The following is a 21856-nucleotide window of genomic DNA, read 5'->3' as shown; positions in this document are numbered from 1 at the left end:
ACCCTCTCCTCCTTTTTAATGGAGACAGAAAGATGATGAATGAATTATTTGGAGAATTTTTGGGGACTTTAATCCTGATTCTTCTAGGAAATGGTGTTGTTGCAGGTGTGGTTCTTCCAAAAACCAAGAGCAACAGTTCAGGTTGGATTGTGATTACCATGGGCTGGGGGATTGCAGTTGCGGTTGCAGTATTTGTATCTGGCAAGCTCAGTCCAGCTCATTTAAACCCAGCTGTGACCATTGGTGTGGCCTTGAAAGGTGGTTTGCCTTGGGCTTCCGTTTTCCCTTATATCCTAGCTCAGTTCGCAGGGGCTATGCTGGGTCAGATTTTGGTTTGGTTGCAATTCAAACCGCATTATGAGGCAGAAGAAAATGCAGGAAATATTTTGGCTACTTTCAGCACAGGACCAGCTATCAAAGATACTGTATCAAACTTGATTAGTGAAATCCTTGGAACCTTTGTATTGGTATTGACAATCTTTGCTTTGGGACTTTACGATTTTCAGGCAGGTATCGGAACCTTTGCAGTGGGGACTTTGATTGTCGGTATCGGTCTATCACTAGGTGGGACAACAGGTTATGCCTTGAACCCTGCGCGTGACCTCGGTCCTCGTATCATGCACAGTATCCTTCCAATTTCAAACAAGGGAGACGGAGACTGGTCTTATGCCTGGATTCCTGTTGTGGGACCTGTTATCGGAGCAGCCTTGGCAGTGCTTGTATTTTCACTTTTCTAGTTTAGAAAATAACTATTATTGCTAGAGCTTGGGCGAAAACTCAATTTCAGGAAAAAATGAAGTAAATCTTCTCACAATAAAACGCATAGTATCAAGTTTTCAATACCTGATATTATGCGTTTTTCTGATTTTTAAGACTTTTTCTCCAGTCTCTTTTTTCGATTGAAGATGTAAGTATTTTAGTAACTAATTTCTTAGTACTAGCCAACAACGATAATCATAATTCCTTCAAAAAGTAGGAAGAATAAAGACAATAGTTTTTGCTTTTTCATGTGAAATACCTCACTTTTATTTTCTTCTATTTTATGCTAAAATATTAAAAATCAAAAACTGTTCCCATATATGCTTGTTGGAGAGATATTATGAAAAAATTTGGAGAAATTTTTAAAAAGTTTCGAGAATCTAGAGGGTTTCGCTTAAAAGATGTCGAAAAAGCTGGTATATCAACATCACAGCTCTCACGTTTTGAAAAGGGAGAGACTGATTTAACCATTTCAAAATTTATGGCTATTTTGGATGAAATTAACATGCCTATTGATGAATTTATGTATGCTGTTCATGATTTTCATCGTGATGAACTGAACGAACTCTTATCAAAGGTTAGGCATTTTGTATCAAATTATGATGTTGATGGGTTGAAAAAACTACTTTATTCTCAGATGGAGTCAGATTCTAAACAGGAGAAATTTCATAAGCTTAACATTATTTTATTAAAAATTCGTTTACAAGATTTATCTGGAGAAGCTTATTATTCTGGTGATGATTTATCTTATCTAACTGACTATCTCTTTAGTGTTGAATACTGGGGATACTATGAATTATTGATTTTAGATGTCCTAAAACACGATGTCTTTATGGTTTTGGCTAGAGAGATGTCTAGACGTTCTGATTTTTATAAAGAAATTCCTAATAATAGACGATTGATTTCATCTATGCTATTGAACGGATATATCACATGTATTGAAAGAGGAAAATTTCTTGATGCTTTGTATTTTGAAAAACGACTAAACCAATGCTTTTTCACTGAAACTGAAATTTATGAACGGTTGGTATTCCAGTATGCCCAATATCTATATCGCTATAAAAAAGAGACGGATTGTAAAGCAATTATTGAAATGAGGAAGTGTATTGGAGCAATGAAATTAGCGGGAAGTAGCCATTTGGCAAAGAATTATGAGGGACATTTAGAAAAAATTTTAGCAGATAAAGGGTAGTGTGCAGATATGGGAAAGGAAGTATCTCGAAATAATATTTTGGTAGAATTGTCTTTAGAAATTTCAATTACGGTTGTTTTATCAGTTCATTGTATTTGAGCGATAGGATTTTTCGAAGTTGTCACCATAATTATGAATTTTGAGGTATTTAATATGCAAGTTCTATCTCCATATATTTTAAAAAAGAAAAGTGAAACAGGAGAATTATTTTTCAATAGTAAAAATAATCATTCTTTTTTCATTACAAATGATTTACAAGATGTTGATGAAGATGGAAATGAGTTTTAGATTGATTTTTAAAATATAAATCGAAATTTAGTTAGTCTAGTTCAGGAGGTAACCACTCTTAATAAACAGCATCATATATAGGTTAATTAAATTATTGTATAGTCTCAGTTGGAGTTAATTTGTTTATAACTTTTAGACTGAGGCTTTTATATCTATTCGCTTTCTTTTAGATAGGCTTATTTATGAAATTTCTAAAATACATTAAAACTAATATTTTTATCTATTTTTTAATAGGAGTGCTTTTGAATAGCGGAATGGCTCTAATAAAGCCATTGTTATTGGATAAGCTATTGAATATTCGTGAAGAGCAACTTACAATTGGTACAATTTCATACTTTGTTTTATACGGTCTGTGTTTACACCTGTTTTTTTATAGCACGATGTTGCTAGCAAATTTTGTTAGTAATAATCTGCAACGTCATCTTCAAATTCGTTTAAAAGATCAGCTTATTAAGAAATTATTTTTGAAAGAAAACTTTGTATATGATGAAAAAGTTTCAATTGTTACACAAGATATGGAACTGCTCTATAATCGCTTCTTTTTACCCTTGGATATGATAGTTGGAAGAGTTTTTATACTTTGTACAACGATTGTTTTTATTTTGGTGCAAAATTTTTGGCTTGGTATTGTTTTTATCGTGTTCTCTTTTCTTCGACCATTACCTCAATGGGTAATGAATAATCGTTTAATGAAAAGTGGTGCAAATTTTTCGGAAATGCAAAAAGCTTTTCATCTATCTGTAGGAGATTTTTTCAAGGGAGCAGATACGATATATTTTTATGGCGCTAGTAAAGAAAACTTTGCTAAGATGAGAAAAAACAACGAGTGTTACGAGAATGCTCGTTGGAAAAATGAATGGACTAGCAATGTCGTTTATTTTTTCAATGGTCCTTTAGAATTCCTTAGTCAGGTACTACCTCTTGCACTTGGTCTTTTATTACAAAAGAGTGGTATAGAGTTAACAACAGCTAGTTTGGTCTCTATGTATATAGCTACAATGAATCTTAGCGGACCTATTCAAAGAATTATGTATAGCATATCTGATATACAGCGATCGCAAACAGTGAAAGAAAAAATATTTTCATTATTGGAAGAATCTTGTTTAGAAACATCATATCCGACAGTCGAATCTTTAGCTGAGCTAGTTTTGGAGGGTGTTTCAAAACAGGTTGGAGAGCAAGTGCTCTTTTATGATTTGTCACTTAGATTAACTAAGCCGAGTAAAGTTTTAATAAAGGGAGCTAGTGGTACCGGAAAGTCAACTCTCCTACAGTTGGTAGCAGGAAAGATAAGTCCGAATAGTGGTAGAATTATCGTACGTGATAAATCAGGTCGAGAATTTACTCATTATCAAGGGAATGTCGCTTATATCTCTCAGAATCCATTTTTCAGACATGGGACAATCCGAGAAAATTTAACATTAGGACAGGAGATTTCAGATAAAGAATTACTCTGTTGCCTAGAACAAGTTGGATTAACGAATGAAATCACCAATATCTTGGATTATCAACTGATAAATAATGGAGAAAACATTTCAGGCGGACAACGTTTACGACTTGAATTAGTTCGCTGTCTGCTTCGACAAAAAGACATTGTGTTGGCGGATGAGGTTACATCATCCTTAGACAAGGACAATGCATATCAAGTGCGCCAGTTACTTTTGCAGTTGCCTATCATTTTGATTGAAGTTGCTCATCATATTGATTCAGAAACAGTTTATAATCAAGTAATTGATTTGGGAAAATATAGAATAAAATAAATAGACTTGTTCAGCATCTTGCTAGCAATAATATATATGCCGTATTGTGGGTTATTTTAGCTGATTTAAAGATATGAAAACTAAAAACGATGACTAAGTTGGAATGCTAAAAATTCAATTTCTGACCACCTAATCTTGTGTCAAATAGTTATCAAACAAAGTCTACTATACCATTTATCAGTTAAATATTTTTATGTTATAGGAGCGCTACATGTCTAATTCATTTGTCAAGTTGTTAGTCTCTCAATTGTTTGCAAATTTAGCAGATATTTTCTTTAGAGTAACAATCATTGCTAACATATACATTATTTCAAAATCAGTAATTGCCACATCACTAGTTCCCATTTTAATAGGGATATCCTCTTTTGTTGCGAGTCTTTTAGTTCCTTTAGTTACTAAAAGGATAGCGCTAAATAGAGTTTTATTTTTATCCCAATTTGGAAAGACTATATTATTGGCGATACTGGTAGGAATGTTTACCGTAATGCAATCCGTAGCGCCTTTGGTAACCTATCTATTTGTTGTTGCAATTTCAATATTAGATGGTTTTGCAGCACCTGTTTCCTATGCTATTGTGCCACGCTATGCGACCGATTTGGGCAAGGCTAATTCAGCCTTATCAATGAGTGGTGAAGCTGTTCAATTGGTGGGTTGGGGATTAGGTGGACTCTTGTTTGCAACAATTGGTCTCTTACCTACCACGTTTATCATTTTAATCTTGTATATCATTTCTAGCTTTCTGATGTTATTTCTTCCTAAGGCTGAAGTGGAGGTGCTAGAGTCAGAGACAAATCTTGAAATTTTGCTCAAAGGTTGGAAGTTAGTTGCTAGAGATCCGAGATTAAGACTTTTTGTATCAGCAAATTTATTGGAAATTTTTTCAAATACGATTTGGGTTTCTTCCATTATACTTGTTTTTGTAACTGAGTTATTAAATAAAACGGAAAGTTACTGGGGATATTCTAATACAGCATACTCTATTGGTATTATAATTAGTGGCTTAATTGCTTTTAGGCTTTCTGAAAAGTTCCTTGCTGCTAAATGGGAAAGTATTCTTTTTCCTCTTGTAGCTATGGCAATAGTGACACTGACTATTCTATATTTTCCAAACGCACAGATGTTTTTATTATTTTCAGCTTTAGTTGGTATGTTATCGCAGCTAAAAGAAGTTCCTGAAAGTGTATTTCTTCAGGAAACAGTAGAGGAAAATCATTTGGTTAATGTCTATTCCGTTCTTGAAGTGATTTCGATACTATCATTTTCAGTATTTGTTTTGCTAATGAGCTATATTACTGAGACTTTTGGTATTAGTATCAGTTTTTGGCTATCAGCCATTTGTCTGATGATAGAAGCTATTTTAATTTATATCAGACGAGATTATTTTAAATGAGAGACTGGTTAAAAAGTCTTGAAAAATTAGAAAAGCGCATAGTATCAGGTGTTGAAAAAACTTGATATTGTGCGTTTTATTATGGAAAGATTTACTTCATTTTCTCTTAAAATTGAGTTTTTGCCCAGGATCACTCTATTTGAAATATTCATAGAAAAACCGTATAATTCTTAAAATAAGCTGAAATCTATTGAAAACATACGGTAAACAATTGAAAAAATACTATATAAAGTGGTACAATGGTAGAAAAATAAGCTAGTAAGAATCACTCTTATTTTAGCGAAAAATTACAGAAATGAATGGTTTTTCTTGATGAAACAGAGAAAAGAATTGTACCTCTTTCTTGGTCGGACAGCCTTGTATTTTCTTATCTTTCTAGGGCTGCTTTACTTCTTTAGCTATCTTGGTCAAGGTCAAGGAAGCTTTATCTATAATGAATTTTAACTTGAAGGAGAATTCCTATTGTGTCAAATAAACCAATAGTAGATATGATTGAAACCATTGAGCATTTTGCTCAGACCCAGCCTAGCTATCCTGTTTATAATGTTTTGGGTCAGGAACACACTTATGGAGATTTAAAGGCTAATTCGGATAGTTTAGCTACAGCCATTGACCAACTAGGCTTGCCTGAGAAGTCTCCTGTGGTTGTTTTTGGTGGCCAAGAATATGACATGTTGGCAACTTTTGTAGCGCTGACTAAGTCAGGTCACGCCTACATTCCAATTGATAGCCATTCGGCCTTGGAGCGAGTTTCAGCTATTTTAGAAGTGGCAGAGCCAAGCTTGATTATTGCCATCTCAGACTTTCCATTGGAGCAGGTTTCTACACCGATGATGACTCTAGCTCAGGTTCAAGAAGCCTTTGCTCAGGGGAATAACTATGAGATCACGCATCCAGTCAAGGGAGATGATAATTACTACATCATCTTTACTTCTGGTACGACTGGTAAGCCAAAGGGAGTGCAGATTTCACATGATAATCTCCTCAGCTTTACCAACTGGATGATTACGGACAAGGAATTTGCGACGCCAAGTCGTCCGCAAATGCTGGCTCAGCCACCTTATTCTTTTGACCTGTCTGTCATGTACTGGGCTCCGACCTTGGCACTAGGTGGTACGCTCTTCGCTCTTCCTTCAGCTATTACTCAGGACTTTAAGCAACTCTTTGCGACCATCTTTTCATTGCCAATCGCTATCTGGACATCAACGCCTTCTTTTGCGGATATGGCCATGTTGTCAGAAGACTTTAATAGTGAGAAAATGCCTGGAATCACGCATTTCTACTTTGATGGCGAAGAATTGACGGTCAAAACGGCTCAAAAACTACGTGAGCGTTTCCCGAATGCCCATATTATCAATGCCTACGGCCCAACAGAAGCGACAGTAGCCCTGTCAGCAGTTGCTGTGACAGGCGAGATGCTAGCGACTCTCAAACGCCTACCAATCGGCTATACCAAGGCTGATTCTCCAACCTTTATCATTGACGAGGAAGGCAATAAATTGCCAAATGGCGAACAGGGAGAAATCATTGTGTCAGGACCAGCTGTTTCAAAAGGTTATATGAACAATCCTGAAAAAACAGCAGAAGCCTTCTTTGAGTTTGAAGGTCTGCCAGCCTATCACACAGGAGATGTGGGAACTATGACAGATGAAGGCTTACTTCTCTACGGCGGACGCATGGACTTCCAGATTAAGTTCAACGGTTACCGAATTGAGCTAGAAGATGTCTCTCAAAACCTCAATAAGTCTCGCTTTATCGAGTCTGCTGTAGCTGTGCCACGTTATAATAAAGACCACAAGGTGCAAAATCTATTGGCTTATGTCATCTTGAAAGACGGTGTTCGTGAGCAGTTTGAGCGAGATATTGATATTACCAAGGCTATCAAGGAAGATTTAACAGATATCATGATGTCCTACATGATGCCGTCTAAATTCCTTTATCGAGACAGTTTGCCACTGACTCCAAATGGAAAAATTGACATCAAAGGATTGATTAACGAGGTGAATAAGAGATGATGGAGTTCTTTCAACAGCTTCCTCATTTAGAGCCATACGGCAATCCTCAGTATTTTGTTTATGTGATTGCTGCAACCTTGCCCATCTTTATCGGTCTCTTTTTCAAGAAACGCTTTGCCTGGTATGAAGTGCTGGTTAGTCTTTTCTTTATCGTCACCATGTTGGTAGGTGGGAAGACTAATCAATTGGCTGCTTTAGGTATTTATCTTTGCTGGGAAATATTGCTCGTACTCTTCTACAAGCATTATCGAAAAAGTAAGGATAGTAAGTGGGTCTTCTACCTAGTTAGCTTTCTGTCCCTCCTTCCCATTATCTTTGTCAAGGTGCAGCCAGCTATCAATGGAACACAGTCTTTGCTTGGATTCTTGGGAATTTCTTACCTGACCTTTCGTTCGGTTGGGATCATCATCGAGCTGAGAGATGGAGTGATTAAGGATTTTACCCTCTGGGAATTCCTACGTTTCCTTCTCTTCATGCCGACTTTTTCAAGTGGTCCAATCGATCGCTTTAAGCGTTTTAATGAAAATTATCAGACCATTCCTGAGCGGGATGAGTTGATGGATATGCTGGATGAATCTGTTCGCTATATCATGTGGGGATTTTTGTATAAGTTTATCCTAGCTCATGTTTTAGGAGAGACCTTACTCCCTCCTCTGAAGAATCTAGCCCTGCAGTCAGGTGGCTTCTTTAACCTCTATGCCTTGGCAGTTATGTATACCTTTGGTCTGGAGCTTTTCTTTGACTTTGCAGGTTACTCTATGTTTGCCTTAGCCATTTCAAATTTGATGGGAATTCGTAGCCCTATCAACTTTAATAAGCCCTTTTTATCAAGGGATTTGAAGGAATTTTGGAATCGTTGGCATATGAGTCTGTCCTTCTGGTTCCGTGACTTTGTCTTTATGCGAATGGTCATGGTATTGACCAGAAAGAAGGTCTTTAAAAATCGCAATGTAACCTCAAGCGTAGCTTATATTGTCAATATGCTGATTATGGGATTTTGGCATGGAGTGACTTGGTACTATATCGCCTATGGACTCTTTCATGGACTGGGCTTGGTCATCAATGACGCTTGGATTCGCAAGAAAAAAACGCTCAATAAGGAACGGAAAAAAGCAGGGAAAGCTGCTCTACCTGAGAATCGCTGGATGCAGTTGCTTGGCATGGTTGTCACCTTCCATGTCGTCATGCTGTCATTCTTGATCTTTTCTGGATTTTTGAATGATTTATGGTTTAAAAAATAAAAGGAAGTAAAATATGGATATCAAATCAGAAGTTATCGAAATTATTGATGAGTTATTTATGGAAGATGTTTCTGACATGATGGATGAAGATCTTTTTGATGCAGGTGTCTTGGATAGTATGGGAACGGTTGAGTTGATTGTGGAGATTGAGAACCGTTTTGACATTCGTGTCCCTGTGACAGAGTTTGGTCGCGATGACTGGAATACAGCTAATAAAATCATAGCTGGTATTGTGGAGCTACAAAATGCTTAAACGCTTATGGATGATCTTCGGACCGGTCTTGATAGCTGGTTTGTTGGTTTTTCTGCTCATCTTCTTTTATCCTACTGAGATGCGTCATAATCTAGGAGCTGAAAAGCGTTCAGCAGTGGCTACTACTATCGATAGTTTTAAGGAGCGAAGTCAAAAGGTCAGAGCACTATCTGATCCAAATATGCGTTTTGTTCCCTTCTTTGGTTCTAGTGAATGGCTTCGTTTTGACGGTGCTCATCCTGCGGTATTAGCTGAGAAATACAATCGCTCCTACCGTCCTTATCTTTTAGGACAGAGGGGAGCTGCATCGCTCAATCAGTATTTTGGAATGCAACAGATGTTGCCACAGCTAGAGAATAAACAAGTTGTGTATGTTATCTCGCCCCAGTGGTTCAGTAAAAATGGCTATGAGCCAGCAGCCTTTCAGCAGTATTTTAATGGAGACCAGTTGACCAGTTTTCTGGAACATCAATCTGGAGATCAGGCTAGTCAATATGCAGCGACTCGCTTACTGCAGCAGTTCCCAAACGTAGCTATGAAGGATTTGGTTCAGAAGTTGGCAAGTAAAGAAGAATTGTCGACGGCAGACAATGAAATGATTGAATTATTGGCTCGGTTTAATGAACGCCAAGCTTCCTTTTTTGGTCAGTTTTCGGTTAGAGGCTATATCAACTACGAGAAGCATGTAGCTAAGTATTTAAAGACCTTGCCAGATCAGTTTTCTTATCAAGCCATAGAAGATATTGTTAAAGCAGATGCTGAAAAAAATACTTCCAATAATGATCTGGGAATGGAGAATGATTTCTATAGTAAGCAGATCAAGAAGGATTTGAAGAAATTAAAGGATTCTCAGAAAAACTTCACCTACCTCAAATCGCCAGAATATAATGACCTGCAGTTGGTTTTAACACAGTTTTCTAAATCTAAGGTAAACCCAATTTTTATCATTCCACCTGTTAACAAAAAATGGATGGATTATGCTGGTTTACGAGAGGACATGTACCAACAGACGGTGCAGAAGATTCGCTATCAGTTAGAAAGTCAAGGGTTTAACAATATCGCAGATTTTTCTAAGGACGGCGGGGAGCCATTCTTTATGAAGGACACCATTCACCTTGGTTGGTTGGGTTGGTTGGCTTTTGACAAGGCAGTTGATCCTTTCCTATCCAATCCCACACCAGCTCCGACTTACCATCTGAATGAGCGCTTTTTCAGCAAAGATTGGGCGACATACGATGGAGATATCAAGGACTTTCAATAGATCATAATATAGAAGAGTTCAAGAATGAAGCCGATTTTTACGTTTTTTCTTGACTCTTTTTTTGCTTGTGATATAATTAACTGGTAAATAAAATTCTACAGAATAGTATTTTTCTCTTAAAAAAGAGAAGTTCAAAAGGAAAGGAGTCAGATATGAGACAGCTAGCGAAGGATATCGATGCTTTTTTGAATGAGGTAATTTTGCAGGCGGAAAATCAGCATGAAATTCTAATAGGTCATTGCACTAGCGAGGTGGCTCTTACCAATACCCAGGAGCATATCCTCATGCTCTTGTCAGAGGAATCTTTAACCAATTCAGAATTGGCTCGTCGCCTCAATGTCAGTCAGGCGGCAGTTACCAAAGCTATTAAGTCTTTGGTCAAGGAAGGGATGTTGGAAACATCCAAGGATCCTAAGGATGCGCGTGTGATTTTTTATCAGTTGACTGATTTGGCTCGTCCAATTGCTGAGGAGCACCACCATCACCATGAGCATACACTTTTAACCTATGAACAAGTGGCGACTCAGTTTACTCCAAATGAACAAAAAGTGATTCAGCGGTTTTTGACTGCTTTAGTAGGAGAAATCAAATAATGAGATATATTACGGTAGAGGATTTATCCTTCTATTATGATAAGGAGCCAGTTCTTGAACATATCAATTATAGTGTTGATAGTGGGGAATTTGTTACCTTAACGGGGGAAAATGGGGCAGCTAAGACGACACTCATCAAGGCCAGTCTTGGTATCCTCCAACCACGCATAGGTAAGGTGACCATTTCAAAGACAAATACGCAGGGTAAGAAATTGAGAATAGCTTACCTTCCTCAACAGATTGCCAGTTTTAATGCTGGTTTTCCAAGTACGGTTTATGAATTTGTCAAGTCGGGTCGCTATCCGCGAAAAGGTTGGTTCCGTCGTTTGAATGCTCATGATGAGGAGCATATCAAGGCCAGTCTGGACTCAGTTGGTATGTGGGAACACCGAGACAAACGCTTGGGGTCTCTATCTGGAGGACAAAAGCAGCGAGCGGTGATTGCCCGTATGTTTGCTTCGGATCCAGATGTGTTTATCCTAGATGAGCCGACAACGGGGATGGATGCAGGAAGTAAAAATGAATTTTACGAACTTATGCACCACAGCGCCCATCATCATGGCAAGGCTGTTTTGATGATTACCCATGACCCTGAAGAAGTTAAGGACTATGCGGACCGCAATATTCATCTAGTTCGTAACCAAGATTCGCCATGGCGTTGTTTCAACGTTCATGAGAATGATCAGGAGGTGGGCCATGCTTAGTTTATTATCTTATGACTTTATGCAGCGTGCCTTTCTGGCCGTTATTGCCATGAGTCTTTTCTCGCCGGTATTGGGGACCTTTCTTATCTTGCGCCGTCAGAGTTTGATGAGTGATACCCTCAGCCACGTCTCGCTTTCAGGTGTAGCCTTTGGTCTGGTTCTGGGGATTTCTCCGACTATTTCCACTATTGCCATTGTCTTGATTGCGGCGGTCTTTCTGGAGTATCTCCGTACGGTTTACAAGAGTTTTATGGAAATCGGGACGGCTATCCTCATGTCAACAGGTCTGGCTGTTTCTCTGATTGTCATGAGCAAGGGTAAAAGCTCGAGTTCAATGAGTTTGGACCAGTACCTTTTTGGTTCAATAGTGACTATCAGTGAGGAGCAGGTGCTTTCCCTCTTTGTCATTGCGGCGGTTGTCTTGATTTTGACCTTCCTCTTCCTTCGTCCAATGTATATTCTGACCTTTGATGAGGATACGGCCTTTGTGGATGGCTTGCCAGTTCGTACCATGTCTATTCTTTTTAACATGGTTACAGGAGTGGCTATTGCCCTTATGATTCCAGCTGCAGGAGCTCTTCTGGTATCGACCATTATGGTCTTGCCAGCTAGTATTGCCCTGCGTCTGGGGAAAAACTTTAAATCGGTTATGCTGCTTGCCAGTGCGATTGGATTTTTGGGAATGGTAGCAGGACTTTACATTTCCTACTATGCAGAAACACCTGCAAGTGCAAGTATTACCATTATTTTTGTAACTGTTTTCTTGCTAATTAGTTTAGTAAGACGTTTTATCAAATAGGAGACTAAGATGAAAAAAATTAGCTTATTACTAGCCAGTCTATGTGCCTTGTTTTTAGTGGCTTGTTCCAATCAAAAGCAGGCAGATGGCAAACTCAATATTGTGACAACCTTTTACCCTGTCTATGAATTTACCAAGCAAGTCGCAGGAGATACTGCTAATGTAGAACTCCTCATCGGTGCTGGGACAGAACCCCATGAATATGAACCCTCTGCCAAGGCAGTTGCCAAAATCCAAGACGCAGATACCTTCGTTTATGAAAATGAAAATATGGAAACATGGGTTCCTAAATTGCTAGATACTTTGGATAAGAAAAAAGTGAAAACCATCAAGGCGACAGGCGATATGTTGCTCTTGCCAGGTGGTGAGGAAGAAGAGGGAGACCATGACCATGGAGAAGAAGGCCATCACCATGAGTTTGACCCCCATGTTTGGTTATCACCAGTCCGTGCCATTAAACTTGTAGAGCACATCCGTGATAGCTTGTCAGCAGATTATCCTGATAAAAAAGAGACCTTTGAAAAGAACGCAGCTGCCTATATCGAAAAATTGCAAGCCTTGGATAAGGCTTATGCAGAAGGCTTGTCTCAAGCCAAACAAAAGAGCTTTGTGACTCAGCACGCTGCCTTTAACTATCTTGCTTTGGACTATGGACTCAAACAAGTCGCAATCTCAGGTCTTTCTCCAGATGCAGAACCATCAGCTGCTCGTTTGGCAGAGTTGACAGAGTACGTCAAGAAAAATAAAATTGCCTATATCTACTTTGAAGAAAATGCTTCACAAGCTCTTGCTAACACACTTTCAAAAGAAGCAGGTGTCAAAACAGATGTCCTCAATCCTTTAGAAAGTCTGACAGAAGAGGACACCAAGGCGGGAGAAAATTATATCTCTATCATGGAGAAAAACCTCAAAGCTTTGAAACAAACAACAGACCAAGAAGGCCCAGCAATCGAGCCTGAAAAGGCAGAGGATACCAAAACAGTTCAAAATGGTTACTTCGAGGATGCAGCTGTCAAGGATCGCACCTTGAGTGACTATGCAGGTAACTGGCAATCAGTTTATCCTTTCCTTGAAGATGGTACGTTTGACCAAGTCTTTGACTACAAGGCTAAGTTGACTGGTAAGATGACTCAGGCTGAATACAAGGCTTACTATACAAAAGGCTATCAGACAGATGTCACTAAGATCAACATTACTGATAATACTATGGAATTTGTTCAAGGTGGACAAAGTAAGAAATACACTTACAAGTATGTCGGCAAGAAAATCTTGACTTATAAGAAAGGTAATCGTGGTGTGCGCTTCCTCTTTGAAGCCACAGATGCGGATGCTGGACAGTTCAAGTATGTTCAGTTTAGTGACCACAATATCGCCCCAGTTAAGGCAGAACATTTCCATATTTTCTTTGGAGGCACAAGCCAAGAAGCCCTCTTTGAAGAAATGGATAACTGGCCAACCTATTACCCAGATAACCTATCTGGACAAGAAATCGCCCAAGAAATGTTGGCGCATTGATGAGAAACCGATTAGTTCATAGGAGCTAGTCGGTTTTTTGATACTAGATGGCTAACTTCATTATAGACCTTTCAGAATTTTAAACAATAAATAAAGCTCTTGAAATATCTGGGCTTATATGTTAGAATGATTTTATCGGATAAGGTTCATTAGAATACTACCCCCTAACTACTGCCATAGTTAAGGGGTGTTTTGGTATATTCTACAGGAATAGAAAAAGACCCTCTAAACTTTGTAGAGAGCCTTAAAAAATCAAAATAAAAAGATGACCCCAGGCACATAGGAATGCTCAACCTTTCAGTCTACCCCATTCTGGGATCCAGCGTTTATCCTTCACAAGTTATCTTATTGAGTCCATTATACCACACTTATGGAAAATATAAAGAAATTTGTATAGTATTTTTAAATGAATTGATGAAAAATCAAATACCTTTCAGAACTAAGGAATTTTAAATAATAAATAAAACTCTTGAAATATTTGGACCTGTATGTTAGAATAAAATCGATAGGCAAGGTTCATTAGAACACCAAATCCCTTAACTATTGCAGTAGTTAAGGGATTTTTTGACGTATCTTAGCGATTTAACGGGTGTTTACAGGCTAGTCATTCGGTCTACTTCTTACCATCTAGCCATTTGCAGACGAAATACAAGATAATTCCTGCTATGACGTCCGCTACAATAGTAAGAACGAGCTCTGGGGCAAGGTTCATTAGTTTCACCTCCTCTCACGAACCGTAAGGAACGTAATCGGTAACCGATGACAAAAATAGTATATCACATTAAATTTATATCATCAACATTGCTTAATGCTTGAAATATTAGGACTTATATGCTAGAATGTAGTTAGTGTATAAGGTTCATTAGAACACCAAAGCCCCTAACTAGTGCCATAGTTAAGGGCTTTTTTGACGTATCTTAGCGATTTAACGGGTGTTGATAGGCTAGTCATTCGGTCTACTTCTTACCATCTAGCCATTTGCAGACGAAATACAAGATAATTCCAGCTATAACATCTGCTATAATAGTAAGAGCAAGCTCTGGTATAAGGCTCATTAGTTTCACCTCCTCTCACGAACCCATAGGAACGTAATCGGTAACCGATGACAAAAGTATTATACCACACTAAATTTAGATCATCAAGGTCACTTAATGCTTGAACTATTGTAGATTATATGCTAGAATATAGTTAATTGATAAGGTTCATTAGAACACCAAAGCCCCTAACTATTGCCGTAGTTAAGGGCTTTTTTGACGTATCTTAGCGATTTAACGGGTGTTTATAGGCTAGTCACTCGGTCTACTCCTTACTATCTAGCCATCTGCAGACGAAATATAAGATAATTCCAGCTATAACATCCGCTATAATAGTAAGAGCGAGCTCTATGATAAGGCTCATTAGTTTCACCTCCTCTCACGAACCCATAGGAACGTAATCGGTAACCGATGACAAAGGTATTATACCACACTAAATTTAGATCATCAACATTGCTTAATGCTTGAACTATTGGAGTGCGGTTCACTGTAATGATGTTTTTGTTATCCTATTAAAGGGTTAGCTGTTATTTGTTTTGTTTAGTTAGCCATAGCTTGAAAAGTTCAGATAGTACTTGGATAAATAACGGAGCTAGAAATATTCTGAGCAAGGTTTCTAATATATGTAACTTAAATTGATAGAGATTAGACGATAATGTGACAATTCACCTCTAATTATTGACATTTCAGGAAAAATCGCAGTAAAAACGGCACAGCCTTCTTTAAATGTGCTATAATACTAGAAAAATACTTGTGGAGGTTCCATTATGGCAATATTTTTCATGATTTTTCTGATTGTTTGTGTGCTCCTATTGCTGATAGTCACACTGAGTACAGTTTATGTGGTTCGTCAGCAGTCGGTGGCGATTATTGAACGCTTTGGGAAATACCAAAAGGTTGCCAATAGCGGTATTCATATTCGCTTGCCTTTTGGGATTGACTCGATTGCAGCGCGGATTCAGTTGCGCTTGTTGCAAAGCGATATTGTGGTTGAGACTAAGACCAAGGACAATGTGTTCGTTATGATGAATGTAGCGACTCAGTACCGTGTTAATGAGCAGAGCGTGACAGATGCCTACTATAAACTCATGCGTCCAGAATCTCAGATTAAATCTTATATTGAAGATGCCCTTCGCTCTTCTGTTCCAAAATTAACCTTGGATGAATTGTTTGAGAAAAAAGATGAGATTGCCCTTGAAGTTCAACATCAAGTAGCAGAAGAAATGACTACTTACGGTTATATTATTGTGAAAACCTTGATTACTAAGGTAGAGCCAGATGCAGAAGTCAAGCAATCCATGAATGAAATCAATGCGGCGCAACGTAAGCGGGTCGCAGCGCAAGAATTGGCAGAAGCTGACAAGATTAAAATCGTCACTGCAGCTGAAGCCGAAGCAGAAAAAGACCGCCTTCATGGTGTGGGGATTGCCCAACAACGTAAGGCGATTGTGGATGGATTGGCAGAGTCTATCACCGAACTCAAGGAAGCCAATGTTGGCATGACAGAAGAACAAATCATGTCTATCCTCTTGACCAACCAGTATTTGGATACCTTGAATACCTTTGCCTCTAAAGGAAACCAAACTATCTTTTTACCAAATACTCCAAATGGTGTGGATGATATCCGAACACAAATCTTGTCAGCCCTTCGCGCTGAGAAGAAATAATAGACTAATACTCTTCGAAAATCTCTTCAAACCACGTCAGCGTCGCCTTGCCGTAGATATATGTAACTGACTTCGTCAGTCTTATCTACTACCTCAAAACGGTGTTTTGAGCAACCTGCGGCTAGCTTCCTAGTTTGCTTTTTGATTTTCATTGAGTACAAAGAGCTTGGCAACAGGCTCTTTTTGTATTGCATTTGTTAAGAAAAGCAAAGAACATTGATATACATTTAACTAAACATTATTGTATGTTGTCTCCCTTAACTTGGAATGATAAGGGAATAACTAGAAAGATTTGTGAATACAGACTATTTCTGATATACTAAATATACAGTAATAATGAATGATGGGAGATGGGATGAAAGAATTTCAATTTGAGAGAAAGCAGCGTTTTTCTTTGAGGAAATATGCAATAGGAGCTTGTTCGGTCCTGCTAGGAATGAGTTTATTTTTTGCTGGTATGGGTGCTCAACCTGTACAGGCTACAGAAACGAGTTCAACACTAATTTCAAGTCATTATTTGGATGAGCAGGATTTATCTGAAAAGCTGAAATCTGAGTTGCAATGGTTTGAGGAAAATAAGATTGAGGTAAAAGAGGGAAAAGAATACTACTTTATCTATAGAAAATTGGCTACAAGATTACCAGAAACAGGTCTATTTTCTAATGATGGGATGTTTATCTTGGGAGCAGGATTATTATTGCTTTCCTTCACTTTAATCAAGAGAAAAAAGGGAGCGACTTACTTCCTTGTGACCGTCTTTGCTGTTGGTGGTTGGGGAGTATCCATCTCTGCTATCGAAAATCTGGTAGAATTGCAACCAGCCCTTGTTAAAAGGGTAGAAGGTCAGTTTTTACCAAGTCCTGAAAGAGTTCAAGGATATGAATTTACGGGATATTATTTGGTAAGAGATAATGGTAGCAAAGAACTTACTGTTGATAAGGTAGAGTCTCCAGCATTATCTCAAAAGGAGGACAGTTCAGAACCTCAATCTAAGAAGATTGTACCACAGACTGCATCTCATTTTAGCTCGACTGAAGACCTTGTGCAATCTCCTCAACCATCCTACGCAGTTGAGAAAATTGTTGAAGCTTCTGTAAGCAAACAAGCTCCTGATGAAATTGTGCCCATAGGGACTAAGGAAGAAGTTGCAGGAAATCCCCAAGTAGAACAACCGAAAGCAGAAAATAATAGTGATTATAAAACAAGTCCTGAGGAAGGTGTGTTAAATGTCACAGTAGAGAAACCAGAATTGCTAGTCACTACAGAGGAGGTTGCTTTCCAAACGATAGAACAAGAAGATGCAACCTTAGCTAAAGGGCAAACTAAAGTTGTTCAAGAAGGTGTTGTTGGTGAACGCACCATCTATACAGAAGTCACTATCGTTAACGGGGAAAAATCTAGCAAAGTTATAGAAAATATAATCACAAAAGAACCAGTGAACAAGGTGATTGCAGTTGGGACTAAGGAAGAAGTTGCACCAAAACCAACACAACCTGTAACTCCAGAGCCAGAGGAAGTTAGACCAGTTCAACCTGAAAAAACTCCAATAGTAGAGAATGAGACAGAGACAAAACCAGCTGATGGAATAGGACAACCAAGACCAGGAGCCGAAGCAAGACCGAGCGAGAAACAAACACCTGACAAACCTGAAGCCGAGCCGAAGCAACCAGATCCAGCAACCCCAGCCATGGAATCAGGGGGCGAGGAAAATCAAACTCATGCCCCACAAGGTACTGAGTCCCAGCCACCATCTAAAGAAACTGCTGAGAGAAAAGATTCTGATCCAGCAGCACCAACCGTGGAATCAGGACGCGAAGAAGATCAATCTCCTGCGGAACAAAAGGGTGAGGAGAACCAGCTGGAGAATCCAGTTGAGGGGGTCAAAGATGTTGGTGAGTCTGCCCCACAAGAAACCCAAAAACAACCAGAACAAACGGCTCCATCTCCAGAGGTCAACCCAAGTCAAGGAAACGAACCAGAACCAGCTGTTCAGCCTGAACCCTTAGCTCCCCAAGAGCAACCAACTGTCCCAAGTCCAGTAACTAAAGAAAAAGTATTGGCATATAAAACAACATATAAAGCTTCACCAGCCTTAAATTACAAAGAGCAACGAGTAGAAGTAGTAGGCGAAAATGGTAAGGAAGTGACAACTACTTCTTACAGTTTTGATGAAAGTACTGGGAAAATAGTAGAAAACACTTCAACAAAGATAGAAAAACATCCAGTAGATAGAGTTGTTAAGGTTGGGAATGTAGAAGAAACAAGATCAACAGTCAAAAGAGGTGAACAGTTTGTTGCGGATGAGTCACTTGATAAAGGTGTCAAAGAAGTCAGAAATCAGGGTCAGGACGAAGAAACGACAACAATAAAAGTTTACAAAGTAAATGAACAAACAGGAGACTTAACTAAGCCAGATGTAACGAAAAAAGTCGCTAAGCCAATGCAAGCGAAAATAACGGCAGTAGGAACAAAACCAACAGTTCAATCACAAGAAATTCCTTTTAAGACAGTTTATGAAGCAAATCCAGCGTTAGATTACAATCAGAAAATAGAAGAAACACCAGGGGAAAACGGTCGTACAGTATCAACTACAAAATACACAGTAAATCCTGAAACAGGGGCTATCTCAGAAGAAACTACAACTGAAAATATTCCAGTTAAAGACAAAATAGTAAAAGTTGGAAATGTAGAAAAGATAGTGTCACCTATAGAAATCACTGAGTTGAGAAAAGATAACCTTGAACTTCCGAAAGGAAAAGAAGTAGTTGAGGATGCAGGTGAACAAGGGGAAACAACCGTCACTAAAACTTATGAAGTTAATCCGGAGACAGGAGAGTTATCAAATCCAGTAGAGAAGACTGAAACAACTAAAGCTATGCGCCAAAAAGTAATCTTGGTTGGTACTAAAGAAGACAAACCACATCTGTTGCCAGAAAATAGCGAGTTAGAAAATGCAGTAAACGTAACAGAAGCTACTGCGGAGATGAGAAATGTAGACTTGTTGACAAATGAGAAGTTAAAGGCGCAGTTAGCTCCATCAGATATAGAAATAAATCGAGATCTATTCTTAAAACGAAAAGAATTACAAAAAACTAATCCGCAGATAAGGGATGATGAAGTAAGAGAAATTCTACGAAAAGAATATCTTGAAAAATTATCGATTAAAGAAACACTCGATGCGACTAAAACCGATTTAGAAGCTAGTTTGAAAAAAGTTGCGGCGCATACCTTGAGTATTTTAGGTGACAATCAACAAAATAGAGAAAAAGTAAAAGGTGATATTGAAGCTAATAAAGAGAAAATATTACTAGGGTTATCCTATATCAATCGTTTTTATAATATTGATTTTGGAGATACTAATATCCGTGATATTCTAGCTTATAATCCAAGCTCGTTCGGCAAAAAAGACCTTACTTCTTTAGATTGGTTAACACACCTTGGGTCTATGAGTTATGATGAATTAAGATTAACCAATAGTCCAAAAACATTTGAGAAATACTTTGGTAAAATTACAGATAAACCAACATTATTAGAGTTCCTAGATTACAATAGAACTACATTCACTAATATGGATGGCGATACGTGGTTGAAGAAAGCGACTAAAGCTATCGTAGTTGAAAAAGCTTCGAAAGAAAAACCTGATGAAAAAGTAGACTTATATACAAAATTAACTACGCCTCCTGAGAAATATGGAGCAGAAGAACTTCAAATAAAAAATAGAAGACAACAAAATGTAGCTACATTATTAGGTTTGGTAAATATTAAAGAACCAAGCGTGTATGCTATAACTAACATAGCGACGGTAACCTACGGAAACATCGGAACGTATATGGATACTTCTTTAGAGAAAACGAATCCAGTTAAGTATAAAGAAGAATTAGAAAAAGTTAAAGCATTGATAGAATTAACTGCGACAAGACAGGCTAATTATGTTGACACTTTATACAGAATAACAAAAGAAGAAAATCGTCCGAAACTAATTACAAATAGAGTAATTGTCGATACGATGAAAAAATATACGACGGATACGTCTGCTAGAATAGCGACAACATGGTCTAAAGAATCAGGATCAACAGCAGATAAAGGGGTTAAAGACTTCATGACACCTTTAGGAATGTACTCGCCATCGCAAAATGTAGGTGCAGAAGCGAACGGAGTAGGTGTCCGTTACTTCATAGACAGAGTTCTGGATGATAGAGGTTCAGCGACTTACTCTCACGAAATGACGCATTTATTAGACAGAACAGTACTGTTTAATAATCATGGTCGTCGAGATGGTACAGCGGCAGAGTTTTATGCTAGAGGAATCTTCGAGAATTCTTATACACCAGAGACAGATACATATTTCAACTTAAACTTCGTTTACGATGAAAGTAAGAAAAATGGCTTTTACAACAAAACGCCAGACAGATTCAAGACAGATGCAGATTTAAGAAATTATATGCATGGAAGTTTTGATGTGTTATATAGTTTAGATTATTTAGAAGCGGAAGCAACAAGGGAACTTACAGCAGAAGATAAAACTAAATATTTCAAAAAAATAACACCAATTGCGTCGATAGGACCTAGAGCGACAGTAACATACACAAATCCAGCGGTTAAAGCTACGCACAATAGTGAAAAAATCTCAGAAATTACACTAGATGAAGCGAGAGATCTATCGGATATCAATAGTCTGATTGACAATAACATTTTAGTGAATCGTTACATTATAAAAGGATTTACTGATAAAGGTGTTATTGAAGCTAACGGATATTATTTAGTGGATATGTTTGATACCATTTATGGTGTTAGTCAAAATGACTCTGGTATGAGCGGGGATATCACCTTTAGAAAACAAGCCTTTGAATTGATGGCTGCTTTGGGCTATTATGAAGGATTTGTTCCTTATGTTTCAAATCAATACAAACAAGCAGCAGAGGCTGAGAACAAGCCTTTATCTGATACTTACATTTTCAATAATATTTTGAATGGTAAGAGCTATGCTGAGTTCAAAAAAGCACAGTTCAAGGAAAGAGTAGCTAAGATTGATCAATTGAAACCTTTGACAATCCAATATGAAGGTCAGCAAATAAGTCTGACAAGTCAGAAGTTAAGTGAATTGATGCAGAAAGCTGTTTTAGCTGAACTAGCCCAGATAAAAGCAGGCAATACCACGGCTAAAAAGTTTGAGTTTATAGAAACACCCGTTCAAAAACTGAAAAAAGCGATTTATAAAGCTTATCTCAAAGATTCAGATGACTTTAGACAATCGATTTACAATAGTTAAGACAAAAGGGACATCTCTCTGGAATAAACATTCAGAGGGGTGTTTTTTGCGCTCTTGTCAGATTTGACCTTATTTCTTGAAAATTATAGTTTGCTTGAACATGGAGTGATTTTCAG

General features: G+C 38.1%; 17 protein-coding genes. 16 read left to right on the top strand and 1 reads right to left on the bottom strand.

All coding sequences use genetic code 11. From position 1 onward, the window contains the following. The first annotated feature begins 32 nt into the window (after nucleotides 1–32). The 15 genes from HWX15_RS04475 to HWX15_RS04410 all read left to right on the top strand — a co-directional run bounded on the left by HWX15_RS04475 (nucleotide 33) and on the right by HWX15_RS04410 (nucleotide 16471). Nucleotides 33–737 (top strand): MIP/aquaporin family protein, encoded by a 705-nt coding sequence (locus HWX15_RS04475; RefSeq protein WP_000980823.1) that lies wholly within the window; start codon nucleotides 33–35, stop codon nucleotides 735–737. A gap of 362 nt (nucleotides 738–1099) precedes the next feature. Further along, nucleotides 1100–1951 carry a helix-turn-helix domain-containing protein gene (locus tag HWX15_RS04470; RefSeq protein ID WP_175880393.1) on the top strand — a complete coding sequence of 284 codons (852 nt, stop codon included), beginning with the start codon at nucleotides 1100–1102 and terminating at the stop codon, nucleotides 1949–1951. Nucleotides 1952–2104: 153 nt separating this feature from the next. Next, nucleotides 2105–2239 carry a hypothetical protein gene (locus HWX15_RS10155; protein ID WP_263595855.1) on the top strand — a complete coding sequence of 45 codons (135 nt, stop codon included), beginning with the start codon at nucleotides 2105–2107 and terminating at the stop codon, nucleotides 2237–2239. A gap of 182 nt (nucleotides 2240–2421) precedes the next feature. Then, a complete protein-coding gene (locus HWX15_RS04465) occupies nucleotides 2422–3999 on the top strand; it encodes an ATP-binding cassette domain-containing protein (protein WP_050073592.1) in 1578 nt (525 codons plus the stop codon). Between the two features lie 211 nt (nucleotides 4000–4210). Continuing rightward, complete coding sequence (locus HWX15_RS04460) at nucleotides 4211–5389, top strand: ryptide export MFS transporter (RefSeq protein WP_050073591.1); 1179 nt, start codon at nucleotides 4211–4213, stop codon at nucleotides 5387–5389. 312 nt (nucleotides 5390–5701) lie between these two features. After that, entirely contained in the window at nucleotides 5702–5833 is a 132-nt protein-coding gene (locus HWX15_RS04455) for a teichoic acid D-Ala incorporation-associated protein DltX (protein ID WP_000813667.1), read from the top strand. A gap of 20 nt (nucleotides 5834–5853) precedes the next feature. Then, nucleotides 5854–7404, top strand: coding sequence for a D-alanine--poly(phosphoribitol) ligase subunit DltA (gene dltA, locus HWX15_RS04450; protein ID WP_175880392.1), 1551 nt, complete (start codon nucleotides 5854–5856; stop codon nucleotides 7402–7404). Beyond that, the gene (dltB, locus tag HWX15_RS04445) at nucleotides 7401–8645 is read left to right on the top strand and encodes a D-alanyl-lipoteichoic acid biosynthesis protein DltB (RefSeq protein ID WP_175880391.1); all 1245 of its coding nucleotides are present in this window, start codon (nucleotides 7401–7403) and stop codon (nucleotides 8643–8645) included. The genes dltA and dltB overlap by 4 nt, the downstream gene beginning before the upstream one ends. Nucleotides 8646–8658: 13 nt before the next feature. Beyond that, entirely contained in the window at nucleotides 8659–8898 is a 240-nt protein-coding gene (gene dltC / locus HWX15_RS04440) for a D-alanine--poly(phosphoribitol) ligase subunit DltC (RefSeq protein WP_000351967.1), read from the top strand. Beyond that, nucleotides 8891–10159: a D-alanyl-lipoteichoic acid biosynthesis protein DltD gene (gene dltD, locus HWX15_RS04435; protein ID WP_175880390.1), complete on the top strand. Its 1269-nt coding sequence runs from the start codon at nucleotides 8891–8893 to the stop codon at nucleotides 10157–10159. Before dltC ends, dltD begins: the two co-directional genes overlap by 8 nt. A gap of 152 nt (nucleotides 10160–10311) precedes the next feature. Continuing rightward, a complete protein-coding gene (gene adcR, locus HWX15_RS04430) occupies nucleotides 10312–10752 on the top strand; it encodes a zinc-dependent transcriptional regulator AdcR (RefSeq protein ID WP_001249308.1) in 441 nt (146 codons plus the stop codon). Next, entirely contained in the window at nucleotides 10752–11456 is a 705-nt protein-coding gene (locus HWX15_RS04425) for a metal ABC transporter ATP-binding protein (protein WP_001269496.1), read from the top strand. The genes adcR and HWX15_RS04425 overlap by 1 nt, the downstream gene beginning before the upstream one ends. Then, entirely contained in the window at nucleotides 11449–12255 is an 807-nt protein-coding gene (locus tag HWX15_RS04420) for a metal ABC transporter permease (protein ID WP_049539418.1), read from the top strand. Before HWX15_RS04425 ends, HWX15_RS04420 begins: the two co-directional genes overlap by 8 nt. A gap of 9 nt (nucleotides 12256–12264) precedes the next feature. Continuing rightward, on the top strand, nucleotides 12265–13770 hold the full coding sequence (adcA, locus tag HWX15_RS04415; RefSeq protein WP_000724050.1) for a zinc ABC transporter substrate-binding lipoprotein AdcA: 1506 nt from the start codon (nucleotides 12265–12267) through the stop codon (nucleotides 13768–13770). A gap of 1816 nt (nucleotides 13771–15586) precedes the next feature. Continuing rightward, entirely contained in the window at nucleotides 15587–16471 is an 885-nt protein-coding gene (locus HWX15_RS04410) for an SPFH domain-containing protein (RefSeq protein ID WP_050104214.1), read from the top strand. A 26-nt stretch (nucleotides 16472–16497) separates the two neighbouring features. On the opposite strand, the gene HWX15_RS10150 is transcribed toward HWX15_RS04410, so the two are convergent. Next, nucleotides 16498–16623 carry a hypothetical protein gene (locus HWX15_RS10150; protein WP_303048045.1) on the bottom strand — a complete coding sequence of 42 codons (126 nt, stop codon included), beginning with the start codon at nucleotides 16621–16623 and terminating at the stop codon, nucleotides 16498–16500. 203 nt (nucleotides 16624–16826) lie between these two features. Here HWX15_RS10150 and HWX15_RS04405 point away from each other — a divergent pair, with 203 nt between their 5' ends. Then, the gene (locus HWX15_RS04405) at nucleotides 16827–21740 is read left to right on the top strand and encodes a ZmpA/ZmpB/ZmpC family metallo-endopeptidase (protein WP_175880389.1); all 4914 of its coding nucleotides are present in this window, start codon (nucleotides 16827–16829) and stop codon (nucleotides 21738–21740) included. Nucleotides 21741–21856 lie beyond the last annotated feature (116 nt).

Origin of the sequence: Streptococcus thalassemiae, from assembly GCF_903645285.1 — a bacterium.
GTDB classification, from domain to species: Bacteria; Bacillota; Bacilli; order Lactobacillales; family Streptococcaceae; genus Streptococcus; species Streptococcus thalassemiae.
The sequence above is the reverse complement of the archived record's forward strand: the minus strand, read 5'-3'. Positions and strand labels throughout refer to the sequence as shown.